This is a genomic window from Swaminathania salitolerans (assembly GCF_007988945.1).
Taxonomy (GTDB): domain Bacteria; phylum Pseudomonadota; class Alphaproteobacteria; order Acetobacterales; family Acetobacteraceae; genus Swaminathania; species Swaminathania salitolerans.
This window is the reverse complement of sequence record NZ_BJVC01000006.1, coordinates 1-18,637: the sequence shown is the minus strand read 5'-3', so window position 1 is coordinate 18,637 and position 18,637 is coordinate 1. Positions and strand designations below refer to the sequence as shown.

Here is an 18,637-nt window from a genome sequence, read left to right as displayed (position 1 = left end):
AGACGGGGACCGGATGGGAAACCAGACGGGTATGAACAGAATCGAACCGCCCGAGCATCGGGCAGACAGGAAGCCAGAACAGATGAGCGAAATCGCCGATAAGGTTAAGAAAATCGTTGTTGAGCATCTCGGCGTCGAAGAGAGCAAGGTGACCCCTGACGCTTCCTTCATCGACGATCTCGGTGCCGACAGCCTCGATACGGTCGAGCTGGTCATGGCGTTCGAAGAAGCCTTCAGCGTCGAGATCCCGGAAGACGCCGCCGAGAAGATCGCGACCGTCAAGGACGCCATCGACTACATCGAGAAGCAGAAGGCCGCCTGATCCGGCGCACCGGGCCTGCGCCCGGTGCAATGATCTGTCCCGGCTCCCCCCGATCGGCGGAGCCGGCGAATACGACGAGATTGAAAGCCGCTCCCTTCGGCCCGAAGGCCGGGAGCAGGCGCTATTGACTGGAGCTTCGTCCGCCCATGATGGCAAACCTGTCGGCAATGAAGGAAAGACGCGTTGTCGTCACCGGTATGGGCCTTGTCACGCCTCTGGCGGTGGGCGTGGAGCAGACCTGGAAACGTCTCATTGCAGGCCAGACCGGAATCGGTCGCATCTCGTGTTTCGATCCGAGCGACCTGCCGGCGCATGTGGCAGGCGAGGTTCCCGAAGGCCCGACTGCAGAAGGCGGCCTGACCCTTTCGGACTGGGTGCCGACGAAAGACCAGAAGAAGATGGATCGTTTCATCCATCTCGGCATGGCGGCCGCGATCCAGGCCGTCGAGGATTCGGGATGGAAGCCTGAAAGCGAGGAAGATCGCTGCGCCACCGGCGTGATGATCGGCTCGGGTATCGGCGGACTCCAGACGATCTACGACGCCTCTCTCACGGTCGCGAGCGGCAAGGCGCGCCGTCTCTCGCCCTTCTTCATCCCTTCGGCCCTGATCAATCTGATCTCCGGTCACGTTTCCATCCGCTATGGATTCAAGGGCCCCAATCATTCGGCGGTGACGGCCTGTGCGACGGGTGTGCATGCCATTGGCGATGCAACGCGTCTCATCATGCTCGGCGATGCCGATGTGATGATTGCCGGCGGCGCCGAAGCTGCCGTCTGCCCGCTCGGAATCGCCGGGTTTTCCTCTGCCCGTGCCCTTTCGACGGGATTCAACGACACGCCTGAAAAGGCTTCGCGTCCCTGGGACCGCGACCGCGACGGTTTCGTCATGGGCGAAGGATCCGGTATCGTCGTGCTCGAGGAATACGAGCATGCGAAGGCGCGCGGGGCGAAGATCTACGGCGAGATCATCGGATATGGCCTCTCGGGCGACGCGCATCACATCACGGCCCCGGCAGAGGGTCATGAGGGCGCGTTCCGTGCGATGCAGTCGGCTTTGCGCTCCGCCGGGATCACCCCCGCCGAGATCGACTACGTGAATGCCCACGGAACGTCGACGATGGCCGACGATCTGGAGCTGGATGCGGTCGAGCGCCTCTTCGGCGACGATGCCCGCCATGTGGCCATGTCCTCCACCAAATCGGCTACGGGCCATCTTCTGGGTGCCGCAGGTTCGGTCGAGGCGATGTTCTCGATGCTGGCCATTCGCGACAATGTGGCGCCCCCCACGCTCAACCTCGACAACCCTGCCCGCGAGAGCGTGATCGACCGCGTCGCCCATGAGGCCCAGCAGCGTAAGATATCGGTCGCACTCTCGAACAGCTTCGGGTTCGGCGGCACCAATGCGAGCCTGATCGTCAGGGGACTCTGAGACCCTGCGGCCGGGCATGAGGCGGCTCGCGACCGCCTTCGTTCTGATCTGCATACTCGTCCCGGGCGGTATCGCTGCATCCCTGTGGTCTCTCGCGCACAGGGACGGCCCGCTCCGGACCGGAACCGACCATGTCGTCTCGCGCGGCGGCGTGTCGTCGATCGCCCGCTCTCTCGGCGAGGCGGGCATTCTTCCCCGGGGCAGAATGGCGCGTCTCGGTTTCAGGATCGTGACGCGGCTCACGGCGTCCGAAGGGCCGCTCCATGCGGCCGAACTCCATTTTCCCGCCCATGTGTCCATGCTCGGAACGCTCGCGATCCTGCGTCACGCAGCGCCCGTCCGGCATCAGCTCACCATTCCCGAAGGGCTGACCTCCCGTCAGATCGCCGCACTGATCGCTCATACGCCGTATCTTTCGGGGCCGGTGCCGGAGTTTGCCGAGGGCTCGGTCTTTCCCCAGACGATCGATTACGAGCGTGGCGTCTCGCGCGTGCAGATCGTCCACAGGCTCCAGACCCTTATGAGAAGGAGTCTCGATACGCTATGGGCGGCGCGCGATCCCGGGCTGGGTCTTGCGAATGCGGAAGAGATGCTCACTTTGGCCTCGATCGTCGAGAGGGAGACCGCAGCGCCGCAGGAGCGACCGCTCATTGCCCGCGTCTTTCTCAACAGACTGGCGCGCGGCATGAAGCTGCAATCCGACCCGACTGCGATCTACGATCTGAGTGCCGGTCTGGGCGTGCTCGACCATCCTCTCACCCATGAGGAGCTGCACAGACCGGGGCCGCACAACACCTATGCGATATCCGGACTTCCCGCAGGGCCGATCTGCTCGCCGGGACGGGCCGCGCTGGAGGCGGTCGCTCATCCTGCTCCGGGCGATATGCTCTATTTCGTGGCCGATGGCCGGGGGGGGCACGGTTTTTCCTCTACCCTCGACGCGCATAACCGCAAGGTCGGCGCCCTGCGTGCCCTGAGACGAGGGAACCGCCCGTCAGGGCCGGAACCGAAGGAACGGCCCTGACGGGGTCTGCGCCGTGCGTTTCATAAGGTGCGTTTCGTGACGCGCATCTCGTGACGCGCTTTTCGGGGCACGCTTCCCGATATCCCGGCTCACGGGGGGGCAGGGATACGGGGCGTCGCTCGGTATTCCGATCAGCGTGGAGACGAGAGCGTCTCGCTCCGGACTGCCCCACCGCTCTGGCTCGTATAGGAGCGTCGGCTATCATAATTCGCGGGGTAGGGGCTGTTTCCGACTGTCGCGGCCCGGCCCGGCGCAGCTCCCGTTGCGGCTCCGGTAGCCGATGGATTGGCGTAAGCGCCGCCTGGCTGGCTTCCTGCACCGCTCTGGCTGTTTCCGGTAAGGGAGGTGGGCGTTCCTGTCGCCTGCGACTGCACCACCTGCATGAGAACCCGTCTCAGGGGATCGGCACCCGTATTGTTGACCCTCATGGAGATGACGATGTCTTCCGGCCCGACCGGCTGACCGTAGAATGCCCGGTTCGCGGCGCTGTCGACCGTCAGTTTGGAGCCGCCGAGCGAAGCGCCGGCGAACAGGCCCTGAGACTTCTGCAGGGCGAGGATATCCGTATTCGATGCGCCCGCCGAACCGCTCTCGATACCGCTGCCCATATTGGCGAAGGAGGCCGAGGCATTGGCGCTGAACTTGAACTGGCTGTCGAGCAACGCCTGCAGGCCGCGATCGGACATGACGAAGAACATGAGCTGGGAGCTTTCCACACCGAGCTGAAGCCCCATCGAGGCAGAGCTCAGCGTGTAGAAGGCCGGGTCCGACCAGGACCCGCGGGCATCGCGCGACAGAAGCAGGCAACCGCCACCCGAACCGCCGAAGACGATCGACATGCGAAACACGGACGGACAGACCATGACGGCGCGTGCCTTGGCCAGATAACGCTGCGCGCGCGATGTCGGGGTCGTGCCCTGAAAGATGTCCTGTACGGCCAGGGTCGCGCGATCCACCAGAGCCTGCTGCGCCGTCGCCGCCCGGGCGGCGGGCGTGGCGACGGCCATCAGGACCGGTGTCGTCAAGGTGAGGGCGAACAGGCCCGGGCGCATGGGGGCGAGGAAGAAAGAGCGGGATGTCATGAGGAGTGAGCCTCGCTTTGTGTGGCCGTGACAGGAAAAATCCTGCCCTGAGCGGGAAATATGGCGTGATGATGGGAGAGGGAACGTTCCGTCATGACAGACGCATCCCCGCAGCGCGTGCGACCGGCTCGGCCACGCCCGGCGCGGTTGCGAGAATCGGAATGCAGCCGGTCAGACCGCCATCGGCAAGGAAGGGGGATACGCGCGCGCCTGCCTCATGAAGCAGGACGAGGCCCGCTGCGACGTCCCAGAGATTGATGGCGATCTCGAGATAGCCATCGCTCCGGCCCGATGCCACATCGGCCAGGGCGAGCGCGCCGCAGGCGCCGGTACGCGGTGCGATTCCCAGCTCGAGAAAGGATTGTGCATGGCGGGCATAGAGAGCCGGGGCGACCTTGGCACTCCAGCCCATTTCGACCATGGCACTGCATGTATCCGTCACCGGAGAGGCCTTGAGGCGGGAGCCGTTCATCCAGGCGCCGCAGCCACGCATGGCCCAGTAGGTTTCACCGAGGGCGGGGGCCTGGATCACGCCTGCCACGGGCAGGTCGTTCTCCAGCAGGCCGAGCGAGACGCACCAGCGTTCGCGACCCCGGGCATAGTTGGAGGTTCCGTCGATCGGGTCGATCACCCAGGTGAGCGCACCCTGTCTGAGACGTCCGCCTTCCTCTCCCATGAATCCGTCTTCCGGAAAGAGGTCGTTCAGGCGGGAAGAGACCAGAGCCTCGACGGCCGTGTCCGCCTCGGTCACATAATCCTGAAGACCCTTCGTCGTCCCTGTCGGACCGCCCGGAGGGGGCCTCATCGCCATGGCGAGCGCCGCCGCATCGGAAACGACCGAACGGGCAATTTCCAGGCGCCGGGCAATATGGCGATGGTCACTCATGAAATGTCTCCTTGTTGACTCAGTCGACCCGCCGGGCAGCGCGCAGAGAGGCGGTCATGGCCGGATCCTCGAGCGACATGAGCCGGGTCGCGGCGGTATGGCCAAAGAGCTGCATGAGGGTCTTTCTGCGGGCGGGTGGCAGTTTTCGCAGCGGGCTTTCGCGGATGATGGCACATTCGGCCGGAATGGTTGAGGGGGTTTCGCCCAGATGCGCGATGAAGACGCCCGTATCCTCGGGGATCAACCCGGCAGGGAAATTCTGGTCGAACGCGAAATAGAGATGATCGCACCAGTCGCGATAGCTCTGCCATTTCCGGTCGGTCAGGAAATCCCGCGTTCCGGACTTGATTTCGATGCAATGCAGCAGGCCGTCGCGGGAGAGCGCCATGATGTCGGCCCGGCGTCCGGCAGCGGGAAGACTGAATTCGTTGATGCATGCCCAGCCGAGGGAGCGACACAGGGCGAGGACCCCGCGCCGGATCGCGAGCTGCGTTTCGGGAAGAGAAATTCCGTCCCGTTCCTCTCTCACGATTCCTCCTTCACGATTCCGGTTCGCGGGTGGGAACGTCTCTTCAGACAAGGCGCTCGACACGGGCCATGAGCGCATCGCCGCAACGGTCGAAGGACTCCGCTGCAAAGCGCGCGAGCACCCGTGCGCGGGCATGGCTGCCCATGGCCGCCAGAGTCCCGGGCTGGCGAAGCCTGTCCGCCAGGGCCAGGGCGAGGGCTTCGGGATCGCCCGGAGGCACGATGCGCCCGCAGCTCTCGTCGATCGTGCGGGGAAGCTCGCCTGCGGCAGAGGCGATCACCGGCAGGCGGGCAAGCATTGCCTCATGCGCCGCAAGGCAGAATCCCTCCCAGTGAGAGGGCTGGACATAGAGGGAAAGGCCCGGGAGGAAGGTGGCGGGGTCGCTGCAATAACCGATCAGCGAAACCGGAAGCGCGTCCCGGGCGATCCGTTCCGCCAGCCTGTCGCGCTCCTCGCCCTCTCCTGCGATCACGACCTCGAAAGGTGGCAGATCCTTCATTTTCGTCAGCAGGGACACGGCCCTGCAAAGCACGTCATAACCCTTGACCGGGTGAAGGCGACCGAGTGTCCCGATCCTGATGATCTGGCCGGGCTCCCATGGAGGGGCGACGGGAAAAGTCGGATCGGCCCGGAAGATCGGCCAGCAGGCGATCCGGTTTTCGGGCAGGCGGAGCTTGCGCCGCGTCTCCGAAAGCACGCAGTCCGAATCCGCGATCCAGAGCTTCGTCAGGCATCGGGTCAGACGCAGCAGGCGCGCATTGACCGGCTTCAGGCGGGCGGAATGCTGCCAGCTCACCACCGGCAGGCGTCGGCGCAGGCCGACGAGCTGGCCGAGAAGCGTGGCCCGTGTGAGCGAAGTCCAGATGAGATCGGGTTTCTGCTCGCCGATGACCCGGTCGAGCCAGGCCAGGGCAGCGGGATGATCCTTTCTCCCGCCCTCGCGGACATGCACGGTCAGACCGGCCTCGATCATGGGGCGTATGGCACGACCGTCGCGACGCGTCAGGGCCAGGATCGTGACCTCATGGCCGCGGGCCCGCATGACGGAGGCGATGGCGGGCACGGGCAGGGCAGCGCCGCCTCCCTCGACCGAGTTGATCACATAGACGATTTTCATCCGGCGGACGCCATGAGCGCGATCACGAGGCGAAGATCCTCGGGTTTGTCGACATCGACAGCCGCGCGTCCGTCATCGATCGGCACGAGGGCGACCCTGGCCCCCGTCAGCTTGCGGAGTCGCGACAGCAGCACCGTGCTGGAGAGCCGCCTGCACAGGGCGCGCAGCAGAATGCCCGCCCCGAGGGTCCGGGCCATCCGGAGCGGATGTTTGCGGTCTCTCTCGAGAGTCTGCCACAGTTTGACGACGGCTTCGGCGCGGCTGTTGCGCAGAAGAAAGAGATTGCATCCCGAGAACATCATGTCGCTCAGCGGAATATAGGTGCGCTTCGTATCCGGAACGTCGCGCTCGATGCTCTCGCGTGTTGCGATGCCGACGGCCAGATCGCAATCGGTCCGCTCGGCCGCATCGATGAAGGCGGCGATCCATTCCCGCCGCAGAAGGGGATGATCGGCGGTCGTGATGAGGAGGGGCGTGCCGAGACGCTCGAGGGCGAGGGCCACGCTGCCGCTCGGACCCTTTGCCGTCGGCAGGCAATCGAAAGGCCTTTCGAGATGCGCCAGTGCCTCCGGGGTTTCGATGCTGACATGGATCGGCCCGAGTTCCGGACAGGTCGAGAGGGTCTGGAGCACCCGGTCGATCATCGGGCGACCGGCGACCGGGAGCAGGGCCTTGTGCGGCACGCCGCCATGTCGCGCGAGAGGATCCTGCGCGCCGTCGCGTGATCCGGCAAGGACCAGAACGGGAAGGGTCATGTCGTCTCTACCCGTTGCGCCGCGCTCCGTCCGGACGCTGTTTGGGCGGTGCACCCGTGCGGTTCATGACCCAGGGATAGCGCCGGGCCTCTTCGAGATCGTAGCCCAGATCGAAGACATGCGCGCTGCGGGGCCGCGCACGGGCCTCGCGGTAGAAACTGCCGAACAGACGGTCCGCGGCATAATTGGTGATGCCATAATTGCCGTCCTCGTCATGGAAATGATGGAGAACATGAAGCTGCTTGATGCGGGCGACCCATTTCCAGCGCGGTTTGTAGGCCAGATGCTGGATGCAGTGGAAGAACTCATAGATGCAGGTCATCACCAGCCCGGTCGCAAGAGCGGCAAAGGCGGTGCTGACGCCATCGATCGCCCAGCCGATGGGCATCACGATGATGGCGATGGTGGGAATGGTGTTGAGCGGCGATCCGAACAGGACATCCAGCAGATGCGGATCCTGGTGATGATCGAAATGGACGCGTTTCCAGAGAGAGGCCGTGACAGGATTCCGGTAGAGCCAGCGCCCGTGCAGGATGAAACGGTGAATGGCGTACCAGGCGAAGGGATAGATGCCGATGACGAGCAGCACCGCAATGAGGGTTGTTCCGAAACGGGGGCCGCAGGCAATGGCAATGGCGGAGGAAACGAGGATGAGCGCGAAATAGAGAAGGATGGTGGGGTAGGTGAGATAGGCCATCCAGAGATGGGGGAGACTCATCTTGCCGAGATCGAAGCTCCGTCCGGTGCGCAGCGATCCCTGATTGCTCCGGGCTGCCCAGAAGGCGCGCCAGAATCCCTCGGGTTGGTCAGAACTGGACTGGCTCATGTCTCTTCCATCTTCACGATCCAGGCTCCTCCGAGAAGGAAAGCCAGAATGGGTGGGGCCGCCATGGCGACGGGCGCGGGCAGGGTTCCTGCATTGCCGAGTGCCTGTATCAGGCCTTGAAGCACTATGAAACCGAAACCCGCAGCAAGGGCCGCAATCGGCAGGAGGCTTTTCGTACCCGCCCGGGGAGGAATATAGATCACGGGAAGGGCGAGGAGAAGCATCGCGCAGAGCGATACGGGCAGGACGAAGGGCGCGAACAGCGCCATCCGGTACGTCGCTTTCGGGAGGCTGGAGGCGCCGCCCCGATGGAGGATCTTCCAGATCGACCAGCTCGAAAGTGCGGGATAAGGCTGGGAAAGCTGAATGATCGTTTCCGGCGTAATGCTCGGCGGGAGGAGAATCACATCGGTTCTCGTTCCGATCAGAACCTTGTCGCTGAGCCGCGTCAGCGTGCGTGTGGTGGCAGCCTGCCATCCCGCTACCGGGTCGTATACCGCATCCGGCGCCGTATCTGCCGAGATCAGATCGCCATTGGGCGCGCGGTGATAGAGAGCGGGTTTCAGGAGCCGCGCGCCGCCCTTGCTGAATCCGTCGATATGCACGACGTCGCCGGCGGCGTGGAACCAGAGGGCCCGTCCTCCGGTCGCGGGGTCGGGATCGGTGCGGTTCCACCATGAGGTAAGCGCGATCTCGCTGCGCGGCGCAACGAATTCCTGCATGCCGATACCGAAGGCACTGATCGCGGCGATGGCTGGCAGAAGCAGGATCACGAGACGCCGGGTGGAGAGACCCGCCGCACGCAGGCTGGCCATCTCGCTGTTCAGCGTCATCTGCATGAGCATGAAGAGCGCCCCGATCAGCGTGCTCAGGGGCAGGGTCTGAACCGACAGGGCCGGAAGCCGCAGCAGGGCGTAATGCACGATCCCCCCCAGACCGAGATGCCGCTCGAGAATCGGCGTCGTTACCTCGAGCAATCCGAGGATCTCGAGCAGCCCGATCAGGATCGCCCCGCAAAGCGCGGTGCGCGAGAGAAGCGAGCGTGTGAGGTGCCGGACGAGGACGCCGCCCCCGTAATTGCCCCCGAAACTGCCCCCGAAACTGCCCCCCGGACCGCCTCCGGAATCGCCCCCCGAATTGCCCCGGCCTGGCGCCTTTTTCGGGACTATGCCTCTGAGCCCGGATATCATGAGGGTCTCCTGGCTCTCTTGCGTTGCAGCGGTATGGCCTTGCGCCTGCGCCAGGACCCGCGGGATCGGCGGAAGATCGAGGCGAAGCACGTGGCCGAAAACACGATTTCCGGAAGCCAGATCGCATAGAGACCGCGCACGCTGTCGGTGGCCACCAGTCCGTGACCGAACTGGAGCATGTGATCGAACCCTACGAGCACGAGCGCCAGGGCGATCAGCCCTATGATGGGACGGCGACGCTTCGCACCGATGGCCAGTGCCACGGCCAGGGGAGGGATGAAAGGAATGGCGATCGCGCGGGCAAGTCTGAAATCGAGTTCCGCGCGCAGACTCGACCGGGTGATGCCGCCTTGCGTGCCGGTCTCGCCCTGACGCTGATGGGACGCCTCGAGGCGTGTCGCCAGCTCGAACAATGTAAGCTCGCGCTCGTCAATGCCGCGCGAACGGAAGGTTGCCGTGCTGCGGCTCTGGTCGAAAACCCGCATGCTGTGGGTAAACCGTGTCTGGGTCGCCTTGCCCTTGCCGTTGCGCGGATCGTACACGATGAGGCCATCCCACAGATCGAGCCGTGTCTGCTTGAGCGAGGGGACGGCGGTCACCAGTCCCCTGCGGGCCGTGATGATCCTGACCGCGCCGCCCGGTTCTCTCTGACGGATGAAGATGTCGTGCAGGATGGTTCCGTTCCGGCTCACCCGGTCGGCGGTCAGCATGGAATCGTCGGCCGTGGTCGCGAACATGCCTGCCTGGAGATGGGGCGCCCATCCGGAATGCGCCGCATAATAGAAGCCGGAGCGAAAATCGTATCGCGCGACCGGCTGGATATAGCCATAGAGCAGGATGCTCGCGAAACCGACCGCAAGTCCGGTCCACATATAGGGGCGGGCGATGCGGAGCAGGGAGACCCCGCTCGCCATGAGAGCGTCGATCTCGTTATTGTCGCTCATGCGCCGTATGATCAGAAAGACGCTGACGCACAGGGCCGCGGGCAGGGCGAGGCCGAGATAATGGGGAAGGAGATCGGTCAGGAGCGCGACGAAGGTTGCGAGCGAGCTTCCCTCTGCCGCGAGATCGTCGAACAGGACGAGCAGGCGCTCGAGCAGGAGGGCCGCCAGCACAGCCGCCAGGGAAACCAGAAACGGAGGGATGAGCTGGGCCAGAAGATATCTGTCCAGCGTGCTCAGGCGAAAACGGCGCATCGTCAGCTTTCCGCCCGGATCGACCAGTGCCGGCGCCGCAGGATGTGCCATCCATCGTCAGGCGAGAAACATCGCTGATCGAGATCGATTTCCCAGCTCCCCCCGATGTCGCGTCGCACGGCGATACGGTTCCATCCCGCCTGGCGCCAGGATCTGGAGGAACGAAGCGACGCGGACGCCACCCCGACGAGCGGGATGGCCGAGCCGGGGATCGCGGCGATTGTCCCATCGTGCGAGTGACCGTGAAGCACCAGGGCAGCCCCGTGCCGCGCGATCACGCCTGCGGTTCTGCGATGATCGAGCAGGGATTTGCGCCAGGGCACGAGGCCGCGCCGTGGCGGATGATGGATCATGACGATCCGGCAGAGAGACCGGGTCTCGTCCAGCAACCGGGCCAGCCGTGCACGCTGCTCCGCGCCGACGCGACCGCAGGCCATGAAAGGCGGGGTGGAAACGGCGCTGTTGACGCCGATGACGGCAATCTCGCCAAAGCGCCTGCAATAGGGGAAGTCGTCTTCCCCGCATCGTTCCATCCATTCCGACCAGAGACCGGCGCCGTCCTGCCAGCTCTGTCCGACCATGGCATCGTGATTGCCCGGAACGATCAGCCCCGGTCGCGGCAGGCGCCGCAGCCATGCCGCGCCCTGCTGGAATTCCTCGGTGAGACCGAAATTGGTCAGATCTCCGGTATTGAGAATCAGATCCGGATGAAGACGTGCGATATCGCCCAGGATCTCGTCGGAGAGCGTGCGGAGATGACGATGGCTCCGGTGTCTCTTCCAGGAAGCGAGGCTGAGAAGGCGCTTGTTGCAAAAGGAGCGCCAGCCCGGAAGCGGAGAGGGAGGGGGAAGATGCACATCGGAGATATGGGCCAGAACGACCGGAGATGAAGCGCTCGGTTTCAAAGGCGCATTCGGGGTCATCACTCTGTCAAAACTCCCTCACGACGGATCGGAACCCTCATGGAGCGCCGGGCCGCAAACCGGAACCGGTCGAAAAATGACCAATCGGTTTCTGGTCCCGCTGCCTAAGTCATGCTATGGCGCCGCGCAAGGCGGATCCCTGATGTTCCGTCAGGCTCTAGGGACAACCGTAACATAAATGATACTGCCGTGCGCTTCGCTCTGATTCATAATCCGCGCAGTCGCAGGAACAGGCGGGATGGCAGGACGTTCGCGCGTCAGGCGCGTCGGCTTCTGGGCGATGCCTTTCTCGTTCCATCCTCGCATGACCAGATGAGCGCCATGGTCGCCGATCTCGCGCGTCGCGACGTTCATGTCATCGCCATCAATGGCGGAGACGGAACGGTGAGCGACGTGATGACGGCGATCGCGCATGCCTATCGTCCCGATGCGCTGCCGGAACTTGCGATCTTCCCTTCGGGAAATACCAACCTGATCGCGCAGGATCTCGGGTTTTCCCGACGCGGGATCGATGCCCTGCTCCAGCTCTACCGGCAGGGAGAGACGCTCCCCCGGACCCGTCGTCGCCCGTTGCAGGTTACCTGGCCGAATGCCGGGTCCGCGCCACGTCTGGGGATGTTCCAGGGCAGCACCGGCTATGCGCGCGCAATCGCGATCGCCCATTCTCCTCACGTCCTGCGTTACGCGCCGCATAATCTCGCCGTGGGCGTGACGCTGATCGGCGCTTTCGGCAGCCTTCTGTGGAAGCGCCAGCGCGAAACCTGGCTGCGCGGCGATGCGCTCACGATCGAGCTGGAAGACGGCTCGACGATCGGGGGCAACAGCTTCCTCTTTCTTTCGACGGCGCTGCAGAAGCTCAATCTCGGAATCTGGCCCTTCTGGAATACGGGGGCCGCGCGCAGCGACGGCGTGCATTTCCTCAATGTGGCGGATCACCCCAGACGGCTGATCCGGGCGACACTCGCGCTTCTGCGCGGGCGGGCACCGGAGTGGCTGCGGGAGGCTCCCGATTATGCCAGCGGTCGCGCCGGACGGATGATCCTTACCTGCGCCAGCGATTTCGTTATCGACGGCGAGCGTTTCTCTCCGGGGGGCGATGGCAGGATCGTCCTTTCGGAAGGGCCGGAATTCGGTTTCATCCATGACTGACGGTCGCAGCCATGCACGGCATAGCGGGCGCTATACCGGACGCGACTCCGGGCGCGACACCGGGTACGACTCCGGGCGCGCACATGATGCGTCCTCGCATGGCCAGTCCTCGCAAGACCCGACTTCGCGCGGCCCGTCTTCGCATGGGGAAGGGGGCCATCCCGGTCTGGATCCGATCCTGATCGAAGAGCTTTCGACGCCTGTCGATCCACGGATTTCTGCCCTCGTCACGCGGATCCTGGGATCGGCCCGACCGCTTGCCGTGCTTTTCTACGGTTCGGGGCTGCGTCGCTTCGATCCCGATGGTCTGTTCGATTTCTATGTGGTGCTCGACCGGTTGACGGACTGGCCGGCCAGCACTCTGGCCAGGCTCGGGAACGCCCTGCTTCCCCCCAATGTCTTTTATGCCGAGCATGAAATCGAGGGCGTTACATTGCGTGCCAAGATTGCCGTTCTCACGCTCGGGCAGTTCAGGGCGGGGGCTTCTCCCCGTTCTGTCGATACGACCCTTTGGGCGCGGTTCTGCCAGCCGGTGCGGCTGGTCTGGGTCGATGGTCCCCGCGCAGCCGATGCCGTGCTCGGCGTGGTCCGTGCCTGCGTGGTGACGGCGGCAGGCTGGGCCGCGCGGCTCGGTCCCGGTGAGGCCCCTCCCGAGGCATGGTGGACCACCCTGTTCCAGCGCACCTATCGCGCCGAGCTGCGTGTGGAAGCGGCCGGACGGAATGCGGTGCTCATGGCGGGATACGAGCAGCGATATGCCGCCCTGACCTTGCCCGCATGGCAGGCGGGAGGGATCCGCGCGCGGGAAGGTTCTTCAGGTACTCTCGTGCCCTTGCTGGATCCGGGCCGCAAGGCGCGCGCGCTCCGCCGCTGGGAGCGCATGGCGCGCCGTGGACGCTGGCGCAACATCGCACGACTGATCAAGGCGGCTTTCACGTTCCGGAACGGCGCTGCCTATCTGGCATGGAAGATCGAACGTCATAGCGGGTTTTCGCTCGCGCTCTCTCCGTTCGAGGCGCGGCACCCGCTTGTATGTCTCCCGCGTCTTCTGTGGCGCGCGCGTACGATTCTTCGTGCCGGAATGACCGGCCGCCCGAAATAGCGTCGATCCGTCGTGTCCCTCTCCCTCCGCCCGGGAAGGAAACCTGTTCCGGGGGGAGGGCAGTTTTACGCGAAGAAACGGGGTCGAGCGGGATGACGCGAGCGCGTCAGCCCAGGATTTCGGCCTTTACCTGACCAAAGACCTGAAGGGCGCGGTCGATTTCCTCTGGCGTATGTACGGCCATGACGGAGCAGCGCAGGAGAGGGTGCTGATCCGGGGTCGCCGGAGGAAGGGAGAGATTTACGTACACGCCCAGTTCCAGGAGGCGATTCCAGAAGGCGAGCGCCTGATCGACCGTTTCGAGCGTAACCGCGACGACCGGGCTGACATGGGCGCTGGTTTTGAGGCCGAGCTTATGGAGGCCGCGATTGAGCTGTCCGGCATTGGCCTGGAGCTGTTTGCGCAGCTCGGGCCGCGCCTGCATTTCGTCCAGCGCCGCGAGGGTCGCCGCGATGATCTCGGGAGGGAGAGACGCGGTGAACATATAGGGGCGTGAGCAAAGGCGGATGAGCTCGAGACCGTCGAGATTCGAAACGCAATATCCCCCGACCGTGCCGAGGCTTTTGGAAAACGTGCCGACCACGAAATCGACATCGTCCTCGCAGCCGTCTCTTTCGGCCACGCCGCGGCCGTGCTCGCCGAGAACCCCGAAAGAATGGGCTTCGTCAGCAAGGAGATAGGCGCCGTGCTTCTTCTTGACCTCGGCGAATTCGCGCATGGGAGCGACGTTGCCGGTCATCGAATAGATCCCTTCGACGACGACGAGCTTCGCACCCTGATGGTCCTTCAGACGCGCGAGACGCCGGTCGAGATCCGCCGGGTCGTTATGCCGGAACCGGATGACCTGGGCGTAGCCGAGACGGCTGGCGTCATAGATGCTGGCATGGCTGTCCGCATCCAGAAGAAGCACATCGTCTTTCCCGGCCAGAGCGGAGATCGCCCCCAGATTGGCCTGGTATCCGGTCGAGAAGATCATGCAGTGGCGACGCCGGAAGATCTCCGCAAGACGCGTCTCGAGCGCACGATGCAGCGCAAAGGTCCCGTTGGCGATACGCGAGCCTGTTGTGCCGACGCCTTCGCGGCGCACGGTCTCGATGGCGGCCTCTGCCGCCGCTTTCGACTGGCTGAGACCGAGATAGTTGTTCGTGCCGAACAGAAGGGTTTCACGCCCTTCGATGACGCCGATCGTCGCGGAGACGGGATGGTCGATGACCACGCCGAAGGGGTTGCGCGGCGAGTGGGCGGTCAGCCCGGCCGCTGCGGCCTTGAGACCCGCATATTTGGCAAAGATGTCCGTCACGGTCAGTGAGCGCCCGACTTGAGTGCCGCAAGGCAGGTGGCGAGATCGTTGATCGTCCGGATATCGGCCAGCTTGTCGAGAGGAACCGAGACGTCGAGCTCGTCCTCGATCTCCATGACGAAATTCATGACGGCGAGGGAGTCGAAGGCGAGGTCTTCGACGATCTTGCTGTTTCCATCGATATCGCGCGGCACTTTCGGGTTGGCCAGCAATTTCTCCACGATCATGGACGAGATGGATTCGACCGTATCGGTCATAGGAACTCTCCGCTTAGACTGCGTTCGGGCGCGATGCGCGAGCAGATGATGTCAGCTTATGCGATAGCTGTAACCGGATGGCCAGACCCGCGGGAAAGCCGGGTCCGGCCTGACGACGAGGCTCAGGCCGCGGTATCGCTCGAGGCGATCTCGAACTGACCGGCGAGGAGCATCGCCTTGGCTTTCGCACGGGTCAGCTTGCCGGAGGATGTCTGAGGCAGCGTATGAGGGGGAACGAGGATCACGTCCACCTCGATCCCGTGCTGACGACGGAACAGGCCGATCGTTTCCTCCTTCAGCCGGGATCTGTCCTCGTCATTCGACGCGCGACACTGGATGAGCGCGACAACGCGTTCGCCCGCTTCCTCCTCGACCGCGAAAACCGCGACATCGCGCGAGCGCAGGGTGGAAATTTCGTGCTCGGCCGACCATTCGAGGTCCTGCGGCCAGATATTGCGTCCGTTGATGATGATCAGGTCCTTCGCACGCCCCGTGATGACGATCTGGCCGTCGAGCACATAGCCGAGATCGCCGGTATTGAGCCAGCCTTCGTTGTCGAGAACCTCTTCCGTCTCGGCCGGGCGTCCGAAATAGCCCCGCATGAGGCTCGGTCCGCGCACATAGACCATGCCGACATGACGGTCGGGGAGGAGCGCGCCGTCCGGGCTGCGCACCTGGATCTCGTGCTCGGGGAGTGCCGCGCCGCAGAGAACGAAAGTGCGCAGCGCGTGAGAGGGATCGTCGGAGGGGCGCGCAATGCCGTCTGTTTCGAGATGACGCAGATCGATCGTATCCGTCACGATGCCGGTGTCGAGCGGCGCGAAGCTGATGGCGAGCGTGGCCTCGGCCATGCCGTAGCTGGCCACGAAGGCTCTTGCGTCGAAGCCGAAGGCACCGAAACGCTCTGCGAAGGTCTCGAGAATGTGGTGACGGATCATGTCGCCCCCGATCCCCGCGATCCGCCAGCAGGACAGATCGAGCGTCCCGGTGACAGGGCGCCGGGCGCAGAGTTCGTATCCGAAGCTCGGGCTGTAGGCGATGGTGCCGCGATTGCGGCTGATCAGGTCCAGCCAGACATGCGGACGCCTGGCGAATTCCCGCGTCGGGAGGAGATCTACCGTGAGCTGGCATGTCATGGGGGTCAGGAAGAACCCGACCAGCCCCATGTCATGGTAGAGCGGCAGCCAGGACACGCAGCGGTCTCCGGTTTCCGTCACCTGCAGACCATCGCGGGCGATCGAGCGCGCATTCGCCATTCCGGCCTTCTGCGTCACGGCCACGCCCATGGGGAAGCGCGTGCTGCCGGACGAGAACTGGAGATAGGAAAGATCGTTCTCGTCGATCTGCGGAAGGGCGCGGTCGAGGAGCGGGCAGGCGAGCAGGGAAGCGGGCGAACCGCCGAAGGCCAGATCGAGGCCGTCCACGATATCCTGCGTCCAGGAGTTGATCAGATCGGGCACGACGACAGCACGCGCGCCGGAAGCCGAGATCATTCCCCTGAGCGTGCCGATATAGGCATCCCGTCCGCCGAAGGCGATGGGAAGAGGCAGAGGTGCCGGAACGAGCCCCGCATACTGGCAGCCGAAAAAGATGCGGGCGAAATCGCCATCGCTTTCCGCAACGATGGCGACGCGATCGCCGCGTTCCAGACCGGTGCCGAGGAGACGCTGTGCCGTCTCGATCGCCTGAACCCGCAGCGTGCGATAGGGCAGGGCCTCCAGAAGCTGGCCGCGACCGTTATAGATGTTGAATCCCGCCGTTCCCTCCGCCGCGTAATCCAGAGCAGCGGCGAACGTCGGGAAATCGCCATGGCGGCGCTTCTGGTTCGATGCGGTAGGAACAGGCGTAAGGTCGGGCGTCATTTCTGTGTGTCTGCTCTGCTTTTCTGTGTGCGGCGAACCGGATGCCGTCTCGAAAGATCCGCGGAATTCGCGGGTGAAACTGTTAGGCCGCATTGCGAAGATAATCGACGATGGCATCGGCTGCCCCGGGGGCGGTCGGACCGTCGTCGCTGAATTCGAAGGTCTCTAGTATATATTGCCGCTGCGCCTCAAGAAATTCGTCATGATTTGTCACAGCAGAATCGAGCGCCGATCCGAAGCCGTCCAGCGTGTCGAGCACGTTCCCGAGATGCCAGAAATGATAGTTCCGGTCGTTTTTCCAGGCTGTGTGATGGGCGTTGAGGAACAGGCAGGGACGGGGGCGGACGAGAAATTCCGCAACCTGTGAGCTGACATCCCCAAGATAGAGATCGGCTGCCATCGTATAGGTCATGTCGATGCTGCGCGGGCTGCCTGGATCGATCAGCATGTGATCGAGATGCGAAAAACGCCTGACCAGCTGCTCGCCTTCCTGACGATGCTTGTCGAAAAGGCGATAATGAGGAGCGAAAATGAGGTTGTAGCGGTCCTGTTTCGCGAAATAATCGAGCACTTGTTCGCCCATGACCGGCCAGGAGGAGAGTTTGGGCGAAAAATGCGGATTATAGAGGACAGTCGGACGGTCGTTGTCGAAGAGAGCCGGACGCGCGCGCGCCATGCGTCGGACGATGTCGAATTTCGCGTAGGATCCCCGATAGTAGCGCCCGGGACTGATCGCCCCCTGGGACAGAAGGCGTTCCTCGATCTTCTTGCCCGAAAGCAGCACGAAATCGAATTCCTTGACGTCGCGGGCGAATCCGATCGCGCGATCGCCCGCTCCATGACGGGTCCAGATAAGACGCGGCTTGCGAATGCCCATCCGGCGGAGATAGAGCGAAGTCCGCTCAGGCACGACGATGGCTTCGAAGCGCGAGAAATAATCGCGGTTGAAAAACAGGCTCGCCATCTTGCCCAGCACTCCCGGTCCTGACCGCTCGATGCCACGACGCAGGAAATCCGGCATGCGCAGGAGGTCGAATCGCGCCTTCGCCTGGGGGTAGAGCGCGCTCAGCGTCTTGGCATAATCCAGATGAGCTTCCGTCGTGCAGGCGACATGCACTTCCGTATCGGGGTGCCGCGAGGCGATTTCCATAGCGATCGGGAGGGAATGCAACGTCTGATGGGGTTGGGCGATATAGGGAAAGGCGATCTTCAGCATTGAGAATGGCTACCAGGTTTCGCTTGGGCAGCGCGCCGGGCGAGGGTCCCTGAGGCCCGCTCGTTCTTCGTGCTGCAATCTTCGGGACGGATGAAGGACTTCATCGATCCGGGGTGTTTGTCGGGATGGACGGGCCGGATTGCAAGGCTTTTGACTCTCCGATCCCGACCGGCCCCGCCCGGCAACGTGTGGAGGATGAGGAAACATCCGGGGCGTTCGGGTGGTCGAACGTCCCCGGAAAGGGCCGAAACCTCCGCTTCCCGGTTTCAGCGATGCGGGGGGCGAACCCGTTCAAGCCGAGCGCGCGCCGCATCTCCCGGGAGTGAGAGGGGTCAGGGGAGCCGCTCCGAATTCGTATCGTCGCCATGAACGCTCAATTGGTCCTCATGGGCCTGAAAAACCAACACACAAATTATGACACTTCATTGCACAGGCGCGTCGCCGCCGCCGATCCCTGTGCGTTCCGTTTCA

At 63.9% G+C, this 18,637-nt stretch carries 18 protein-coding genes; 5 read left to right on the top strand and 13 right to left on the bottom strand.

Annotated features, from left to right (window positions below; genetic code table 11):
• Positions 1-82 precede the first annotated feature (82 nt).
• The 3 genes from SSA02_RS11210 to mltG all read left to right on the top strand — a co-directional run bounded on the left by SSA02_RS11210 (position 83) and on the right by mltG (position 2,776).
• Positions 83-322: an acyl carrier protein gene (locus SSA02_RS11210; protein WP_023978090.1), complete on the top strand. Its 240-nt coding sequence runs from the start codon at positions 83-85 to the stop codon at positions 320-322.
• 146 nt (positions 323-468) lie between these two features.
• On the top strand, positions 469-1,752 hold the full coding sequence (gene fabF / locus SSA02_RS11205) for a beta-ketoacyl-ACP synthase II (protein WP_147094175.1): 1,284 nt from the start codon (positions 469-471) through the stop codon (positions 1,750-1,752).
• A gap of 16 nt (positions 1,753-1,768) precedes the next feature.
• Positions 1,769-2,776, top strand: a complete 1,008-nt coding sequence (gene mltG, locus SSA02_RS11200; protein WP_147094174.1) for an endolytic transglycosylase MltG — start codon at positions 1,769-1,771, stop codon at positions 2,774-2,776.
• A 131-nt stretch (positions 2,777-2,907) separates the two neighbouring features.
• Here mltG and SSA02_RS11195 read toward each other — a convergent pair whose 3' ends face one another.
• From SSA02_RS11195 to SSA02_RS11155, 9 genes are all read right to left on the bottom strand, one after another.
• The gene (locus SSA02_RS11195; protein ID WP_246103893.1) at positions 2,908-3,783 is read right to left on the bottom strand and encodes a lipid-binding SYLF domain-containing protein; all 876 of its coding nucleotides are present in this window, start codon (positions 3,781-3,783) and stop codon (positions 2,908-2,910) included.
• Positions 3,784-3,949: 166 nt separating this feature from the next.
• On the bottom strand, positions 3,950-4,744 hold the full coding sequence (locus SSA02_RS11190; protein WP_147094173.1) for an inositol monophosphatase family protein: 795 nt from the start codon (positions 4,742-4,744) through the stop codon (positions 3,950-3,952).
• Between the two features lie 19 nt (positions 4,745-4,763).
• Entirely contained in the window at positions 4,764-5,273 is a 510-nt protein-coding gene (locus SSA02_RS11185) for an MmcB family DNA repair protein (protein WP_246103875.1), read from the bottom strand.
• A gap of 43 nt (positions 5,274-5,316) precedes the next feature.
• On the bottom strand, positions 5,317-6,390 hold the full coding sequence (locus SSA02_RS11180) for a glycosyltransferase family 4 protein (protein ID WP_147094171.1): 1,074 nt from the start codon (positions 6,388-6,390) through the stop codon (positions 5,317-5,319).
• Positions 6,387-7,145, bottom strand: a complete 759-nt coding sequence (locus tag SSA02_RS11175; protein ID WP_147094170.1) for a nucleotidyltransferase family protein — start codon at positions 7,143-7,145, stop codon at positions 6,387-6,389. Before SSA02_RS11175 ends, SSA02_RS11180 begins: the two co-directional genes overlap by 4 nt.
• Positions 7,146-7,152: 7 nt before the next feature.
• Positions 7,153-7,863 (bottom strand): sterol desaturase family protein, encoded by a 711-nt coding sequence (locus SSA02_RS11170; protein WP_246103892.1) that lies wholly within the window; start codon positions 7,861-7,863, stop codon positions 7,153-7,155.
• 104 nt (positions 7,864-7,967) lie between these two features.
• Positions 7,968-9,161, bottom strand: a complete 1,194-nt coding sequence (locus SSA02_RS11165) for an LptF/LptG family permease (protein ID WP_147094168.1) — start codon at positions 9,159-9,161, stop codon at positions 7,968-7,970.
• Positions 9,158-10,357: an LptF/LptG family permease gene (locus SSA02_RS11160; RefSeq protein WP_147094299.1), complete on the bottom strand. Its 1,200-nt coding sequence runs from the start codon at positions 10,355-10,357 to the stop codon at positions 9,158-9,160. The genes SSA02_RS11165 and SSA02_RS11160 overlap by 4 nt, the downstream gene beginning before the upstream one ends.
• 2 nt (positions 10,358-10,359) lie before the next feature.
• A complete protein-coding gene (locus tag SSA02_RS11155; RefSeq protein ID WP_246103891.1) occupies positions 10,360-11,280 on the bottom strand; it encodes a metallophosphoesterase family protein in 921 nt (306 codons plus the stop codon).
• 189 nt (positions 11,281-11,469) lie between these two features.
• Here SSA02_RS11155 and SSA02_RS11150 point away from each other — a divergent pair, with 189 nt between their 5' ends.
• Together SSA02_RS11150 and SSA02_RS11145 are read left to right on the top strand one after the other, a co-directional pair.
• Complete coding sequence (locus SSA02_RS11150; RefSeq protein WP_147094166.1) at positions 11,470-12,429, top strand: diacylglycerol/lipid kinase family protein; 960 nt, start codon at positions 11,470-11,472, stop codon at positions 12,427-12,429.
• Positions 12,422-13,531 carry a hypothetical protein gene (locus SSA02_RS11145; protein ID WP_246103873.1) on the top strand — a complete coding sequence of 370 codons (1,110 nt, stop codon included), beginning with the start codon at positions 12,422-12,424 and terminating at the stop codon, positions 13,529-13,531. The genes SSA02_RS11150 and SSA02_RS11145 overlap by 8 nt, the downstream gene beginning before the upstream one ends.
• Before the next feature lie 106 nt (positions 13,532-13,637).
• On the opposite strand, the gene spt is transcribed toward SSA02_RS11145, so the two are convergent.
• From spt to SSA02_RS11125, 4 genes are all read right to left on the bottom strand, one after another.
• Positions 13,638-14,831 carry a serine palmitoyltransferase gene (gene spt / locus SSA02_RS11140; protein ID WP_147094165.1) on the bottom strand — a complete coding sequence of 398 codons (1,194 nt, stop codon included), beginning with the start codon at positions 14,829-14,831 and terminating at the stop codon, positions 13,638-13,640.
• A gap of 2 nt (positions 14,832-14,833) precedes the next feature.
• Entirely contained in the window at positions 14,834-15,088 is a 255-nt protein-coding gene (locus SSA02_RS11135) for an acyl carrier protein (protein ID WP_147094164.1), read from the bottom strand.
• Between the two features lie 122 nt (positions 15,089-15,210).
• Positions 15,211-16,950 carry a fatty acyl-AMP ligase gene (locus SSA02_RS11130; protein ID WP_147094163.1) on the bottom strand — a complete coding sequence of 580 codons (1,740 nt, stop codon included), beginning with the start codon at positions 16,948-16,950 and terminating at the stop codon, positions 15,211-15,213.
• Between the two features lie 82 nt (positions 16,951-17,032).
• Positions 17,033-18,163: a sensor domain-containing protein gene (locus tag SSA02_RS11125; RefSeq protein ID WP_186807784.1), complete on the bottom strand. Its 1,131-nt coding sequence runs from the start codon at positions 18,161-18,163 to the stop codon at positions 17,033-17,035.
• Positions 18,164-18,637 lie beyond the last annotated feature (474 nt).